The organism is Erwinia pyri, from assembly GCF_030758455.1.
GTDB classification, from domain to species: domain Bacteria; phylum Pseudomonadota; class Gammaproteobacteria; order Enterobacterales; family Enterobacteriaceae; genus Erwinia; species Erwinia pyri.
Genome location: NZ_CP132353.1, coordinates 817,675 through 830,663, shown reverse-complemented (window position 1 = coordinate 830,663; position 12,989 = coordinate 817,675). Strand labels below are relative to the sequence as shown.

Sequence of the window (12,989 nt, the reverse complement as noted above, 5' to 3'; positions counted from 1 at the left end):
TCAGAACTCCTTCTCTGTAAGCTGGCGAAACTGCCTGACTGCAGCCTGCGCAAATTGAGGATCGTTGATATTGTAAGGGAGACGGCGAATAAAGCGGCGTTCCGTCTGAATAAGATGCGCCTCAAGCGTGGTAATGAAGGCGTTATCCGCTTCCGGTGACCAGAAGGCCTGCCCGGGTGCATCTAGCGCCGAGAAGCCCCCTTCCGGGATCAGGAAGGCTACTTTACCTTCACACCGGTTGAGTTTCTCCGCTATCCATTTCGCCATCTTGACGTTCTCCTCCACCGTGGTGCGCATCAGCGTTACCTGCGCATTGTGGTGATAGAAGAGGCGGCTGGCATATTTTTGCGGCACGCTCTCCGCATGGCCGAAATTAACCATATCCAGCGCCCCACAGGAGATAACACAAGGTATGCCAGACGCCGCCATCGCTTCGAAGCGCGTCTCCTCACAGGCCAGCACGCCCTCAAACAGCAGATCGCACACTTCCGTAGTGGTCAGATCCAGCAGGCCGGCAAGCATTCTGCTGCCAGCGAGTTTTTCCATCGCCATGCCGCCGCTGCCTGTGGCATGAAAAACCAGGCAATCGTAGTCGGCCTCCAGCTCTGCGCTCACCTGCTGGATGCAGGGAGTTGTCACGCCAAACATTGTCAGCCCCAGCGCAGGCTTATCATCCGCACTGCGTTCCGGCTTCCAGAGTACAGCACCCGCTATCTGATGCGCAGCATTACCCAGTACCTGACGGGAAATGCGGTTAAGCCCGGCCACATCCGTGACGGAATAGAGCAGGCTGATATCACTGGCGCCCACATAACCGGAGACGTCACCCGAAGCCATGGTAGAGACCATCACTTTGGGGATGCCCACCGGCAGAGCCTGCATCGCTGGCGTGATCAGCGCAGTGCCGCACGATCCGCCCAGGCCGATCACGCCAGCTAAATCGGGACGATTACTGAGGAAAATCTTAAATGCCAGCGCCATCGCGTCAATGGCTTTTCCCCGGTCGCCGCAGAACACTGCGGCACGACCCTCGGGATGGAAATCAGCAATCAGTTCAGGCGGGAAATCTGCCCCTGAAGCAGCGCTAACTGGTTGAGTAGACAGGTCAACTGTCAGAACTTCTGCGCCCGTTCTGGCCACGCATTCTCTGACGTAAAACAGTTCCCTTCCTTTAGTATCTGCTGTCGCAACAGCATAGACATACCCTGTACTTGTACCCATAGCCATAACAACACCCTGTTATTAGACGAAATAAAGACTTGATAAATCAGTAGTAAAAACGTAAATAACGTATAAGAATGCATTTCTTTTAACGTTACTGGATAACAGTATCACCTTCATTATTGATAAATCAATTGAATGGAATACGCGTCTCACAGAGATGTTGACTATGCTTGATGGTGGAATTTGGCAACCAGATTCGAACAGGAGTTAACAACGGTAACCCTGTTCTTCATCAGACAATCGCTTGTACAGCAAGCAGATTTAACCGGACAAATGAGGTTATTGTGGAGCAAAGGGATTCCGCTGGGGTTATGACACTAACCGCTACAAGAGCAAGAACACGTCGTTTACTGATCGAGACCGCCATGAAAATGTTCGACAGCGGCGCGTTTCCATCCATCACCGAAGTGGCTCAGGAGGCACAGCTTTCCAGAGCCACGGCCTACCGCTACTTCCCTACGCAGAGCGCGCTGGTTTCCGCCATCGTGACGGAAACGCTAAGCCCTATCAAAAGCTGGCGTCCGGTAAAAGAGGATGCCAGCGAACGCATTGATGAACTGCTGGGCTTTGCTTTTCCGCGCATGCTGGAGCATGAAGGCACGCTTCGCGCTGCGCTGCACCTTTCGCTGACGCAGTGGGCGCAGTCCCGCTCTAACGAGCGCCCGGAGAAAGAGAAGCTGGTCAGAGGCAATCGTAAAGCGCTGCTGCAGCACGTTGTCGAGCCGCTGAATCAGGAGATGTCGCCGGAAAGGGTGGAGCGTGTGGTGCAGTCGCTGTCGCTGGTTTACGGCTCGGAGATTTTTCTGGTGATGAAGGATATCTGGGGCTGCTCAAATGACCAGCTGCAGGATATAGGCAAATGGATTGCTAAAGCGATAGTGCGTCAGGCGCGGGAAGATGAAAAGCTGTCAGTTTCAGACGCAAAATAATCGCTGAAAAGGGGCCGCATGCGGCCCCCGTTGCCTACTCGTTAATCATATAGCCATAGAGCCGTTTAACGCCCTGCTCATCCACCTCGGCATAAACGCCCTGCAGTTCCGGCGAGAAGCCCGGCAGCAGATTAAGCCCCTCTTCCAGCGCCAGGAAGTAGCGTTGCACCGCGCCGCCCCAGGCTTCGCCAGGCACCACGCACAGCACGCCCGGAGGATAAGGCAAAGCGCCTTCTGCAGCTATGCGCCCTTCCGCCTTAGCGATGGGCACCAGCTCGACGTTGCCACGTATAAATTCAATGTTGGCATCCTGCGGGTTCATCACTACCTTCGGCAGGCTCTCCTGACGGAACATCGCCTTCTGCAAATCTTTCACGCCGTAGCTGACGTAGAGCTGATGCATCTCCAGACAGAGACGACGCAGCGTATAGCCTGCATAGCGCTTCGCATTTTTCCGGTAGATGGTGGGCAGCACGTCGGACAATAACGCATCCTGTTTCAGATGCTGTTCAAACTGCGCCAGCTTGCCGACCAGATACGCCATTTTTTCCACGCTCTCCGCCGGCGTCAGCAAAAACAGAATGGAGTTGAGATCGCATTTTTCTGGCACCACGCCATTTTCGCGCAGATAGTTAGCCAGAATCGTCGCCGGGACGCCAAAAGAGGCGTACTGCCCCGTTGCGGCATCAATGCCGGGCGTGGTCAGCAACAGCTTGCAGGGATCGATCAGATACTGATCTTTTTCATAACCCTCAAAGCCGTGCCACTCTGCCCGCGGGGCGAAGCTGAAATAGCGGGGATCTGAAGCGATGGTTTCAGTTTTCGCCTCCTGCCAGGGCTTGCCATCCACCTCATCAGGAATAAAGGGTTTGATCATTTCGCAGCGGGCCAGAATCGCTTTTCGCGCATCAATTCCCAGCGTCACGCACTCGTGCCACAGACGGCGCCCCGCTTCGCCCTGATGCATTTTGGCATTGACGTCCAGCGCGGCAAACAGCGGGTAAAACGGGCTGGTTGAGGCGTGCAGCATAAACGCATTATTCAGGCGCTTGTGGCTACAAAAACGCTGCTGCCCGCGAATATGGTTATCTTTTTTGTGGATCTGCGAAGTCTGCGAGAAGCCTGCCTGCTGCTTGTGCACCGACTGCGTAACAAAAATGCCCGGGTCGCTCTCCTTCAGCTCTAAAAGCAGTGGAGAACAGGCTTCCATCACCGGAATAAACTGCTCATAGCCAACCCATGCCGAGTCAAACAGGATGTAGTCGCACAGGTGCCCAATGCTGTCGATCACCTTACGGGCGTTATAGACCGTGCCGTCGTAAGTCCCAAGCTGGATCACCGCCAGACGGAAGGGCCGTGCTTCCTCAGCCCGCTCCGGCGCAACCTGTTTGATCTGATTACGTACGTACTCTTCATCAAAGCAGCGCGCATCAATGCCGCCGATAAAACCAAACGGGTTGCGGGCCGTTTCCAGATAAACCGGCGTGGCCCCCGCCTGGATAAGGGCGCCATGATGGTTAGATTTGTGATTGTTGCGGTCGAAAAGCACCAGATCGCCGCGCGTCAGCAGCGCGTTCGTTACCACTTTATTGGCACTGGAGGTGCCGTTCAGCACGAAATAGGTTTTATCCGCGTTAAACACTTTGGCGGCAAATTTCTGGGCATGCTTGGCGGAGCCTTCATGGATCAGCAGATCGCCAAGCTTCACGTCAGCATTGCACATATCCGCACGAAAAACGTTTTCACCAAAGAAATCAAAAAACTGTCGTCCGGCAGGGTGCTTTTTGAAAAACGCCCCGCCCTGATGGCCCGGACAGGCAAAGGTGCTGTTGTCCATCGCCACATATTTGGTCAGTGTGTTGAAAAAGGGCGGCAGGAGTTCGCTCTGGTATTCCGCCGCGGCAGCTTCCAGCTTGATAGCGTCATCCCCATCGCCAGCCAGCAGCCCGACATTGTCTGGCAACTCCAGCTCTTGCGCCTGTTCAGGATAATCGAGCGAAATAAAGACCGGCAGATTGAAGCCGGTATGCCGCAGCAGCGCCAGCATGCCGGATCTGGAGTCGGCAACCGAGACGACCACTGCCGCCACATCGGTAAAATCGGTTTTCTCCAGCGTAACGACTTCGCGTCCGGTCTGGAGGTGAATAGCCACAGTGGTGCTGGCTGCAATTTTCAGTGGTGTCATAACACAAATCCTTAAGCGGCAAGGATGAGTGGGTGCCATAAGGCACAGCAATGGGAAACGGCAACAGCCCTCGCCCGGCGAAAGGTGTCTGGAGGATGAACAGCCAGGGGTGCAGGCTTCAACCGATAGACATCAGTAAAATCAGATCGCGTCTGTTTTTACGCATGGCCATGAGTTAAGCGTATGAAAACCTCACCGAACGGTGTGACTCTTTTTTGACAGAATGTGACGGGCGCGCGGCATCGGGTGATGTCGGGAACAGTCGCTGGATAGCAGCAGTGAACCTGGCATAGCGGCGGCCTCAGGAGAGAAATGACGGGAGTCGTCAGTAAGGCCGCAATCATGGCATTTTTTATTTTGCGGTTCAAGACGGGGAGCGGCTTAAAAACAGGTGCGATGTCGAGCCGTCACGGCTTATAAAATCGCACCTTTAATCTGGCTATAACCAGTGCTGTGCCCGTATTTGCTCACCGTCACTGAAACGCGACAAACGGAAGGCGCTGGGATCGACAACTGGCGTAACGTTGGTGACCAGGTCTGCCATCAGCTGACCAGCGGCAGGCGCAATGCCGAAACCGTGGCCAGAGAATCCAGTTGCCAGATAGAGCCCCGGCGATGAAGGCACGCCGGAAATAACAGGAATGGCATCCGGCATGGTGTCGATCAAGCCTCCCCAGCTTTGCGCAACCTGCACTTTACCCAGCGATGGCAGCCACTGTTTCAAACTTGCCAGCATCTGGCTGATAATCGCTGGGTTAATGTGTGGATCCAGCACCCTGATCCGCTCATAGATTGAGATTTTATCGGCATGACCCGGCTGCCAGTGCAGTGCCTCTTCAATAAATCGCTTGCCCACTCTTAACTGAAGAGAACTACGCTCGTGCCAGAAGGCCGGAAAGAACGCCTTCATAAAGCGCAGCGAGTCAGGCGTGATATCTGCGGTGTTAATCGCCGAGCTGGCTATCGTCAGGCCGCCATCCAGCCGTTTACGCAGCGCCACGTTGCCAAAGCTGGCGCAAAAGGCGATATCACTCTGTACCGGACGCGTTCGCATCACCGTGGAGAGCACCTTTAGCTGCGGCAGATCGATGCCCATTCCCTGCATCAGCACTCTTGACCAGGCACCGCCTGCCACTACCACGGACTGGCAGTTCACCACGCCATGCTCGGTAACAACGTGGCTCACGCGTCCGGCGGACTGTTCAATGGTGCGTACCGCGCAGTGTTGCTGAAGATTCACGCCAAGCGACATCGCATATTTCGCCATCGCCGGAGTCGCTTTCTGCGGTTCTGCCCGCCCATCAAGTGGTGTCCAGAGTCCGCCGACAACAGAACCCTGCAGACCGGGAAGTTTCTCACCGACCTGCGCAACGGAAAGCATTTCGCTGTGGATATCGTGGTGCCGCGCCTCTTCAACCCAGCGCAGATGCCTTGCGCGCTGTTCCTCTGTGCGTGAGGTATAGAGAATGCCTTCCCGACGAAAGCCCGTTTCGCTGCCGACCAGAGCATTCATCGCTTCCCACATCTTCATACTTTTGTGGATCAGCGGCAGCTCACGCAGATCGCGACCGGTGCGGCGGCACCAGCCCCAGTTCCGGCTGGACTGCTCGGCGGCCACGGTGCCTTTTTCCAGCAGCACCGTCTGGACCCCGCGCTGCGCCAGCGAAAGCGCCGTGGCCACGCCAATAATCCCTCCCCCAATGACCACAACTTCCGCCTGCGAAGGAAATTTTTCCGAAGATGACAACAGATCGACCCCTGGACCCATGTTATTCGCTCCTAGTATTGATCTTCCACGGTCCAGTTAACCGGAATTTCCGCGATGCTGGTGGTGGTCGGCAGCTCAAGAACCGTGCGCACCAGATGTGCCAGATCTTCGGGCTGGGTCATTTTTTCAACCGGGACGTCAGAGAGCGAAGTCCCCATATCGGTCGCCACATAGCCCGGGCAGATGGCGGTTGACCGGATGCCCTGCTCATCGCCAATGCGGCGCAGGCCGTGCGCCAGCGCCAGCGCGGCAAATTTGCTCATGGCGTACAAGCTTGAACGTTCGCCGCGAACGCGCTTACCGGAGAGGGAAACCAGTGTGACAATACGCCCGTTGCCGCTGGCCACTAAATGCGGCCAGAGCTTGCGGCTCAGACGCATGGGCGATTTCACGTTGACGTCAAACGTTTTATCGAACTCCTCATCGGTGGCCGCAAGTACGGAAACCGGCAGCATCATGCCCGCGTTATGCACTACCGCATCGATACGGCCAAATTTCGCCAGCGTGGCGGCAATCCAGCTATCTTCGGTGGCCCCCTCCAGCGCATCAAATTTGCATACCAGCTTATGTTCCGGATCGCTGTTTTCAACTTCGTCAGGCGTGCGGCATCCCAGGCTTACGGCCCAGCCGTTAGCCAATAAATTAGCGGCGACAGCCGCACCAATGCCCCGGCTTGCTCCACTGATCAGCGCCACGCGGCGGCTGGAAATCGTCATTTTATGCTCCTTGAAAAGGTTCTGAATCATGACGGAGAAAGCTTTCTCCGTTTGAAAAATGCACGTTCTGAGCGTACCGGATGCACTTGTGACCAAAGGCAAAGTTCAACCGTTTTTGCAGTTCAGGAAACCTCCTTCTGTAAACACGCCGTTCTTAACGCAAAAGTTAACCCAGCGATGCCCGCAAGCGCGTGTCCAGTGGGCTCAATAGCGGCTCGACGTTTGCCACTTCTTCCTGTAACAGCGCGACATAACGCTGCACGGTTTCTGCCGTCAGGCGCGGTGAAAGCACTGTTAACCCTAACGAGCCGACCACGCCAGCGCCCGCCACGCGGATCGGTACGGCCACTCCGCCAATGCCAGGCAGTAGCTCCCCCGGATCAAATGCATATCCCTGCTCAGCGGTTTGCTCGATCAGAGCCTGCAGCCTGCTCCTGGTCAGGATCGGCCAGGTATGCAGGCGCTTAAGATTCCGTTCAAAAATAGCCTGTTGCGTTTCAGGCTCAATAAACGACAGGATCGCCAGGCTTCCGGGGCCAAGACCCAGCGGGACTGCGCCACCAATCGAGCCGGTTAGCGTTTGCATCTGAAAATCGCTGTCGTAGCGGTCGATACAGACGGAGTCATCCCGGTCACGCGCCATCAGCATCACCGTTTCGCCGGTCAGCTTACGCAAACGCTCAAGCGCAGGCTGGAACTGGCGACGCAGCCCCGGCCCTTTCGCGGCTTTTGCACCAAAAATTAACAGCTTGGTTCCCAGCCGGTAGCACTTATCGCCCTGCGCTTTGTGCAGCAGCTGATGGTCCACCAGCGAGTTCAATATGCGGTGGCAGGTTACTTTGTTTAGCCCGGACAGCTCACACAGCGTTTTCAACGACACGCCCTCGCTGCCGACATCAGCGACCAGATCCATCAGCATCACGGCACGATCCAGTAGCTGCACGCCATTCTTCCCCTGAACGTCGCTCATCGCCCCTCCAGAATTCCACAATGTGGAACTTTTAATTATAAGATTTCAGTATGTGGTTTTTTATTGACTAAATTTCTAGCAGATTTCACACTCGGTTGGCAAGTGAGAGGTTTTTTTAATCACTTTGCCAGGAGATAAAAACCGGACAATGCCAGGCCCATTACCGCCGGGACAGAGCTACCTGAGCCTTACTCGCCGGGGGAATAACGATAAAACCATCTGCAATCATCACTACACCGGAAGGATGTAAATATGAATAAACATCGCGCACTGCTAACGCTTTCCCTGCTGGTTATGACGCCTGTCATCACCCACGCAGACACGCTTGAAGATATCAAAAGCCGTGGCGTACTGACCGTAGGCATCAAAAACGATTATCCGCCCTATGGCTTCATGAACGCTGAAGGTAAAACGGTGGGTTTTGAAGTAGATTTGGCCCGCGCCATCGCCGCTGATCTGCTGGGTTCCCCTGACAAAATCAAACTGGTGCCGGTCAACGCCTCCAACCGCATTCAGTTTCTTCAGTCTGGCCAAATCGATCTGATCATGGCGACGCTGGGCATTACGCCTGAGCGCGAGAAAGAGATCGACTTCACTGACCAGTACGTACTGGCAGCGGGCCCCTCCGTACTGGCGCGCAAAGAAGCCAAATTCAACCAGTGGGAACAGCTGAAAAATCAGAAGGTCTGCGGCATCCAGGGCTCTTATTACAACAAAACGCTGACGCAGAAATACAGCATTCAACTGGTGAACTTTACCGCCCTGCCGGAAGCCTATCGGGCATTGCAGGATAACCGCTGCGTGGCGATGGTATTTGATGATATTACGCTGCAAAACAAACTGGGCGAACCAGGCTGGAGCGGTTATAAAATCGCCATCACCCCTTATGAGTACCAGCCAATGGCTGGCGGCTTACGCAAAGGTGACGACGCCTTTAAAAAAGCTGTTAACGCAGCCATTGTGAAAACAGAAGGCGAGAACAAGCTGGTTGAGTGGCAGACCACTTATCACATGCCGCCGTCTGACTATATCGCTAAGCGTGCAGAAGCCGCCCGCGCGGCCAAATAACCGCCGGGAGCGTAACCATGTTCGGACTCGATTATTCCTGGCTGCTGGATCCGGTCTACCAACAGTGGCTGATCCAGGGCGTTGTGCAGACGCTGGAGCTGGCGACACTCTCTTCAGCGATTGCCGTCGTGGTCGGCCTTGCTGGTGCGCTTGGGTTAACGTTAAAAATCGCCTGGCTTGATGCGCTAATCGAGCTGTTTGTAGAGCTGTTTCGCAATACGCCGCCGCTGCTGCAGATGCTGTTTTTCTACTTTACCCTGACGCAGATCGGCTTTACCACGGAAGATCCGGTTACCGGGCTGCAGGTGCCGCTGATCGGCGCCTTCGCCTCGGCAACCGTATCGCTCAGCCTGTTTGGCGGTGCGCTCTGCATTGAAGCGTTTCGTTCGGGCTTTGATGCGGTGCCAAAAGCCACGCTGGAAGCCGCACGTTCGCTGGGTTATTCACGCTGGGGACTCTTTACCCACGTGCAGGCGCCCATCGCTTCACGCATCTGCCTGCCGCCGCTGACTAACGTGCTGACCAACCTGTTTAAAACCACTTCTCAGGCTTCGGTGATCACCGTGCCGGAGCTCATGTACGCCGCCGGGCAAATCTATAACGACACTTTCCGCACGCTGGAAGTGATGCTGCTGGTGCTGGTGATTTACGTAGTGCTGGTCAGCCTGCTGGTGTGGTTTATCGGCTGGGTGGAGCGACGTCTGGCTTATCCTGGCTACGGAGGTTAATCATGGAAGCCGTTTATCTGAAGCAAAAACGCCGCACCAAACAGGCTTTCATGCTGCTGGCGCTGATGGGCCTGCTGTTCAGCATTTTTAACGATCCAGGCGGTGAATGGCACCAGGTCTGGCTGCGCCTGCCGCTACTGCTGACCGGCAGCCAGCAGGGCTGGCCGTGGACGGGTGGATTTGTGCTGAACATCTTCATCAGCGTAGTCAGCATGGCGATCTCTACCGTATTCGGCCTGCTGCTGGGCCTGACGATGATGGCAAAACGCCGCTGGCTGAGTCTGCCTGCACGCGCCCTGATGAACTTTCTGCGTAACTCGCCATGGCTGGTGTTGCTGTTCTCAATGCTCTACCTGTTGCCCTATCACGCCACGCTGTTTGGCATCCCGTTCACCTTCTCGCCGCTGTTCAAAGCGATTGTTGGCCTGAGCCTGCCTACCGCCGCCAACTTCGCAGAAGTGATCCGTGGCGCGGTGCAGTCTGTCCACAGCGGACAGTGGGAATCTGCACGCTCTCTGGGCTACAGCTACTGGCAAATTTACCGGCTGGTGATCCTGCCTCAGGCCTTTCGCCGCATCATTCCGGGCTGGATGAATCTCTATGCGCTGCTGACCATCTCTACCTCACTGGCAACCGTGACTGGCGTGCAGGAAGTAGTGACGCTGCTGCGTACCACGCTGGCGACCGAAAGCGAAAGCTCGCTGGTTTACTTCTATGCCACCGTGCTGCTGATGTTTTTCTGTTACTGCTACCCGATTGCACTGCTGGCGCGTCGGCTGGAAAAAAATACCAAAGGGGATGCCCTATGAGCGAACGCAACCAGGCTCTTATCGAGCTGGACAACATTCACAAGTCGTTCGGAGAGACCCACGTTCTGAAGGGGATCTCTCTTAACGTCAGCAAAGGGGAAGCGGTATGTATTATCGGCCCTTCCGGCTCCGGCAAATCCACCATTCTGCGCTGCATCAACGGCCTGCTGCCGGTGGATGAAGGGTTTGTGCGCGTGGGCAATCATCGCGTGCATGAAATCACCAACGAAAAGCAGATGCGCCCGCTGCGTCATCAGGTGGCGATGGTTTTCCAGCAGTACAACCTTTTCCCACACCGCACAGTACTGGACAACATCATGATGGCTCCGATGCAGGTACTGAAGCATCAGCGTGAAGAGGTGCGCGAAAGAGCCCTGAAACTGATTGCAAAAGTACGCCTGAGCGGAAAAGAGAACCGCTATCCGGGCGAACTCTCCGGCGGCCAGCAGCAGCGCGTGGCGATTGCCCGTGCGCTGGCGATGCAGCCAGAAATCATCCTGTTTGATGAGGTCACCGCCGCGCTGGATCCGGAGACGGTGAAAGAGGTACTGAGCACCATCCGCGAACTGGTAGAGGAAGGCATGACCTGCCTGCTGGTGACGCACGAGATGCGGTTTGCGCGTGAAGTCTCTCACCGCGTCTGTTTTACCGACCAGGGCCGGATTGTGGAAAGCGCCGCGCCTGAGCAGCTGTTTGATGCCCCGCAGGATCCGCGCACCCGCGAATTCCTCGGTCAGGTTTTGTGATCCTTCTGAGAGACACTATGGCAAGCACAACTAATAACATTTTTACGCCAGACTTTAAAACCAGTCCCTACTGGTGGGAAGCGGCACCGCCTGAAACGGCGTTAGATCCATTACCGGCAACCGCAGATGTGGTGGTGGTCGGCTCCGGTTTCGCCGGGCTTAACGCGGCGATTGAGCTGGCACGCCATGGTAAAAAGGTGGTGGTGCTGGATGCAAATGAGCTGGGCAGCGGCGGCAGCACCCGCACTGGCGGAATGATAAGCAGTGGACAGAAACTGGTGGTGGGCGGCGCGATAAAGGGCATTTCCGCCGAGTTGTTCAGCCGCATGATTGCAGACTCCATCGCCTCCTACGCCTTTATTCAGGAGCTGGTGAAAAATGAGCAGCTGGACGCCGACCTGTTTATTGGTGGTCGCTACTTTGGTGCACACACTAAAAAGCAGCTCGACAGTCTGTATGAGATGGGCGATATCCTGCACAAAGTTACCGGCGTAACCGTACACAAAGTGAAGCGGAAGGAGCAGGCATCGATTATCGGATCGGAATTTTATCACGGCGGGATTCTGGTAGATGAATATGGCGGGGTGCATCCTGGGAAGTACAACAAGGCACTGCGGGATCTCGCTCGCCAGCTCGGAGCAGGTCTCTATTCTCACGCCCGTGTCATCTCAGTGACACCCCGTAACGGGCTGAAGATTGTAAATACCGAACGCGGTGCCATCGAAGCGCAGGAAGTGCTGGTGCTCACCAATGGCTATACCGATTCACTGGCTACGCCAAACCTGGCAAAACGCATTGTCCCGGTAAAAAGCTATCAGATTGCCACGGAGCCTCTGCCGCCTGAGCTGATGGCTAAACTGATCCCTGGCGGCAGAATGATCACCGACAGCCGACGCGATCTGATCTACACCCGCCCTTCTCCCGACGGGACTCGCCTGCTGTTTGGATCGCGTCCCGGTATCATGGACTGCGACGATAAAACAGCGGCTGTAAGGATCCGCGAACGCATGCTGGCTATCTGGCCGGAGCTGAAGGATTACCGCATCAGTCATGCCTGGAGCGGTTATGTTGGCATGACGCATGACAAAACGGCTTATGCAGGCCTGATGGATAGCACCCGTTTTGCCGTAGGCTGCAACGGCAATGGCGTGGCGCTGATGAGCTGGCTGGGATATCGCACGGCGCAGAAGGTGCTGGGTACAGAGGAGCGTCCGCTCTCATTCGATCGTCCGACGTTTAAGCGCATACCGCTTTATGATGGCCGCCCCTGGTTTGTACCCTTTGTCAGCGGCTGGTATCGCCTGCGTGACGTGGTGGATAAACGACTGGATTGAAGGGGCAGTCAACAGAAGCAGAATGAACAGATCAGGGGGGCAGTAAGCATGCCTGCGGCCGAATTTGCTACTTTTTCGCCGGGTTGATGGAAAAGAGTGCAACCAGTGCGTTTTTGGCTATAAAGCCATTGACGCTCCGCAGCCAGTAAGGTTTAATGCGCCCCGTTGCCCGGATAGCTCAGTCGGTAGAGCAGGGGATTGAAAATCCCCGTGTCCTTGGTTCGATTCCGAGTCCGGGCACCACTAATTCGCCTCAAAGCACGCTGTTTAAGAGATTAAACCCTTAGTTGTCATTCCCTTTCTACACAGAGATCTGTGTGCAACGATAATCCTTCTTCCAGCGTTTTGCCCATAATGTCCCTCTTGAATTCCACATATTCCATTGTTGTACTTACGCCCCGATAACCCAGTAAACCTTTAAACAGCTAAAGATTCCTTTCCGGTGCTTTCATCAGTTCCGTAGCCAGAGTATGTCTGAAACGGTGCGGCGAAACGGCACTGATAAATAATAC

The 12,989-nt window shown here is 55.4% G+C and carries 11 protein-coding genes, 1 tRNA gene and 1 pseudogene; 7 read left to right on the top strand and 6 right to left on the bottom strand.

Annotated features, from left to right (window positions below):
* Complete coding sequence (locus tag Q3V30_RS03905) at nt 1–1,221, bottom strand: Tm-1-like ATP-binding domain-containing protein (protein ID WP_306213061.1); 1,221 nt, start codon at nt 1,219–1,221, stop codon at nt 1–3.
* A gap of 314 nt (nt 1,222–1,535) precedes the next feature.
* On the opposite strand from Q3V30_RS03905, the gene Q3V30_RS03900 reads away from it, so the two are divergent.
* Nucleotides 1,536–2,153, top strand: coding sequence for a TetR/AcrR family transcriptional regulator (locus Q3V30_RS03900; protein ID WP_306210653.1), 618 nt, complete (start codon nt 1,536–1,538; stop codon nt 2,151–2,153).
* A gap of 34 nt (nt 2,154–2,187) precedes the next feature.
* On the opposite strand, the gene Q3V30_RS03895 is transcribed toward Q3V30_RS03900, so the two are convergent.
* The 4 genes from Q3V30_RS03895 to Q3V30_RS03880 all read right to left on the bottom strand — a co-directional run bounded on the left by Q3V30_RS03895 (nt 2,188) and on the right by Q3V30_RS03880 (nt 7,792).
* Nucleotides 2,188–4,338 (bottom strand): ornithine decarboxylase, encoded by a 2,151-nt coding sequence (locus Q3V30_RS03895; protein WP_306210651.1) that lies wholly within the window; start codon nt 4,336–4,338, stop codon nt 2,188–2,190.
* Between the two features lie 439 nt (nt 4,339–4,777).
* A complete protein-coding gene (locus Q3V30_RS03890) occupies nt 4,778–6,106 on the bottom strand; it encodes an NAD(P)/FAD-dependent oxidoreductase (protein WP_306210649.1) in 1,329 nt (442 codons plus the stop codon).
* A gap of 11 nt (nt 6,107–6,117) precedes the next feature.
* Nucleotides 6,118–6,822, bottom strand: coding sequence for an SDR family NAD(P)-dependent oxidoreductase (locus tag Q3V30_RS03885; protein WP_306210648.1), 705 nt, complete (start codon nt 6,820–6,822; stop codon nt 6,118–6,120).
* 166 nt (nt 6,823–6,988) lie between these two features.
* Nucleotides 6,989–7,792 carry an IclR family transcriptional regulator gene (locus tag Q3V30_RS03880; RefSeq protein WP_306210646.1) on the bottom strand — a complete coding sequence of 268 codons (804 nt, stop codon included), beginning with the start codon at nt 7,790–7,792 and terminating at the stop codon, nt 6,989–6,991.
* A 252-nt stretch (nt 7,793–8,044) separates the two neighbouring features.
* On the opposite strand from Q3V30_RS03880, the gene Q3V30_RS03875 reads away from it, so the two are divergent.
* From Q3V30_RS03875 to Q3V30_RS03850, 6 genes are all read left to right on the top strand, one after another.
* The gene (locus Q3V30_RS03875; RefSeq protein WP_306210644.1) at nt 8,045–8,860 is read left to right on the top strand and encodes a transporter substrate-binding domain-containing protein; all 816 of its coding nucleotides are present in this window, start codon (nt 8,045–8,047) and stop codon (nt 8,858–8,860) included.
* A 17-nt stretch (nt 8,861–8,877) separates the two neighbouring features.
* Nucleotides 8,878–9,588 carry an amino acid ABC transporter permease gene (locus Q3V30_RS03870; RefSeq protein WP_306210642.1) on the top strand — a complete coding sequence of 237 codons (711 nt, stop codon included), beginning with the start codon at nt 8,878–8,880 and terminating at the stop codon, nt 9,586–9,588.
* Nucleotides 9,589–9,590: 2 nt separating this feature from the next.
* Nucleotides 9,591–10,397, top strand: coding sequence for an amino acid ABC transporter permease (locus tag Q3V30_RS03865; protein ID WP_306210640.1), 807 nt, complete (start codon nt 9,591–9,593; stop codon nt 10,395–10,397).
* Nucleotides 10,394–11,143, top strand: a complete 750-nt coding sequence (locus tag Q3V30_RS03860; RefSeq protein ID WP_306210638.1) for an amino acid ABC transporter ATP-binding protein — start codon at nt 10,394–10,396, stop codon at nt 11,141–11,143. Before Q3V30_RS03865 ends, Q3V30_RS03860 begins: the two co-directional genes overlap by 4 nt.
* Nucleotides 11,144–11,160: 17 nt before the next feature.
* Entirely contained in the window at nt 11,161–12,477 is a 1,317-nt protein-coding gene (locus Q3V30_RS03855) for an NAD(P)/FAD-dependent oxidoreductase (protein WP_306210636.1), read from the top strand.
* A 167-nt stretch (nt 12,478–12,644) separates the two neighbouring features.
* Nucleotides 12,645–12,720, top strand: a tRNA-Phe gene (locus tag Q3V30_RS03850).
* A 47-nt stretch (nt 12,721–12,767) separates the two neighbouring features.
* Here Q3V30_RS03850 and Q3V30_RS03845 read toward each other — a convergent pair.
* Nucleotides 12,768–12,971 (bottom strand): annotated as a pseudogene (locus tag Q3V30_RS03845) (site-specific integrase); the annotation flags it as partial.
* Nucleotides 12,972–12,989 lie beyond the last annotated feature (18 nt).

Coding starts and splice junctions, on each gene's coding strand:
- Q3V30_RS03865 (WP_306210640.1), top strand. CDS start 9,591: ATGGAAGCCGTTTATCTGAAGCAAAAACGCCGCACCAAACAGGCTTTC.
- Q3V30_RS03860 (WP_306210638.1), top strand. CDS start 10,394: ATGAGCGAACGCAACCAGGCTCTTATCGAGCTGGACAACATTCACAAG.
- Q3V30_RS03905 (WP_306213061.1), bottom strand. CDS start 1,221: ATGGGTACAAGTACAGGGTATGTCTATGCTGTTGCGACAGCAGATACT.
- Q3V30_RS03890 (WP_306210649.1), bottom strand. CDS start 6,106: ATGGGTCCAGGGGTCGATCTGTTGTCATCTTCGGAAAAATTTCCTTCG.
- Q3V30_RS03885 (WP_306210648.1), bottom strand. CDS start 6,822: ATGACGATTTCCAGCCGCCGCGTGGCGCTGATCAGTGGAGCAAGCCGG.
- Q3V30_RS03895 (WP_306210651.1), bottom strand. CDS start 4,338: ATGACACCACTGAAAATTGCAGCCAGCACCACTGTGGCTATTCACCTC.
- Q3V30_RS03900 (WP_306210653.1), top strand. CDS start 1,536: ATGACACTAACCGCTACAAGAGCAAGAACACGTCGTTTACTGATCGAG.
- Q3V30_RS03855 (WP_306210636.1), top strand. CDS start 11,161: ATGGCAAGCACAACTAATAACATTTTTACGCCAGACTTTAAAACCAGT.
- Q3V30_RS03875 (WP_306210644.1), top strand. CDS start 8,045: ATGAATAAACATCGCGCACTGCTAACGCTTTCCCTGCTGGTTATGACG.
- Q3V30_RS03880 (WP_306210646.1), bottom strand. CDS start 7,792: ATGAGCGACGTTCAGGGGAAGAATGGCGTGCAGCTACTGGATCGTGCC.
- Q3V30_RS03870 (WP_306210642.1), top strand. CDS start 8,878: ATGTTCGGACTCGATTATTCCTGGCTGCTGGATCCGGTCTACCAACAG.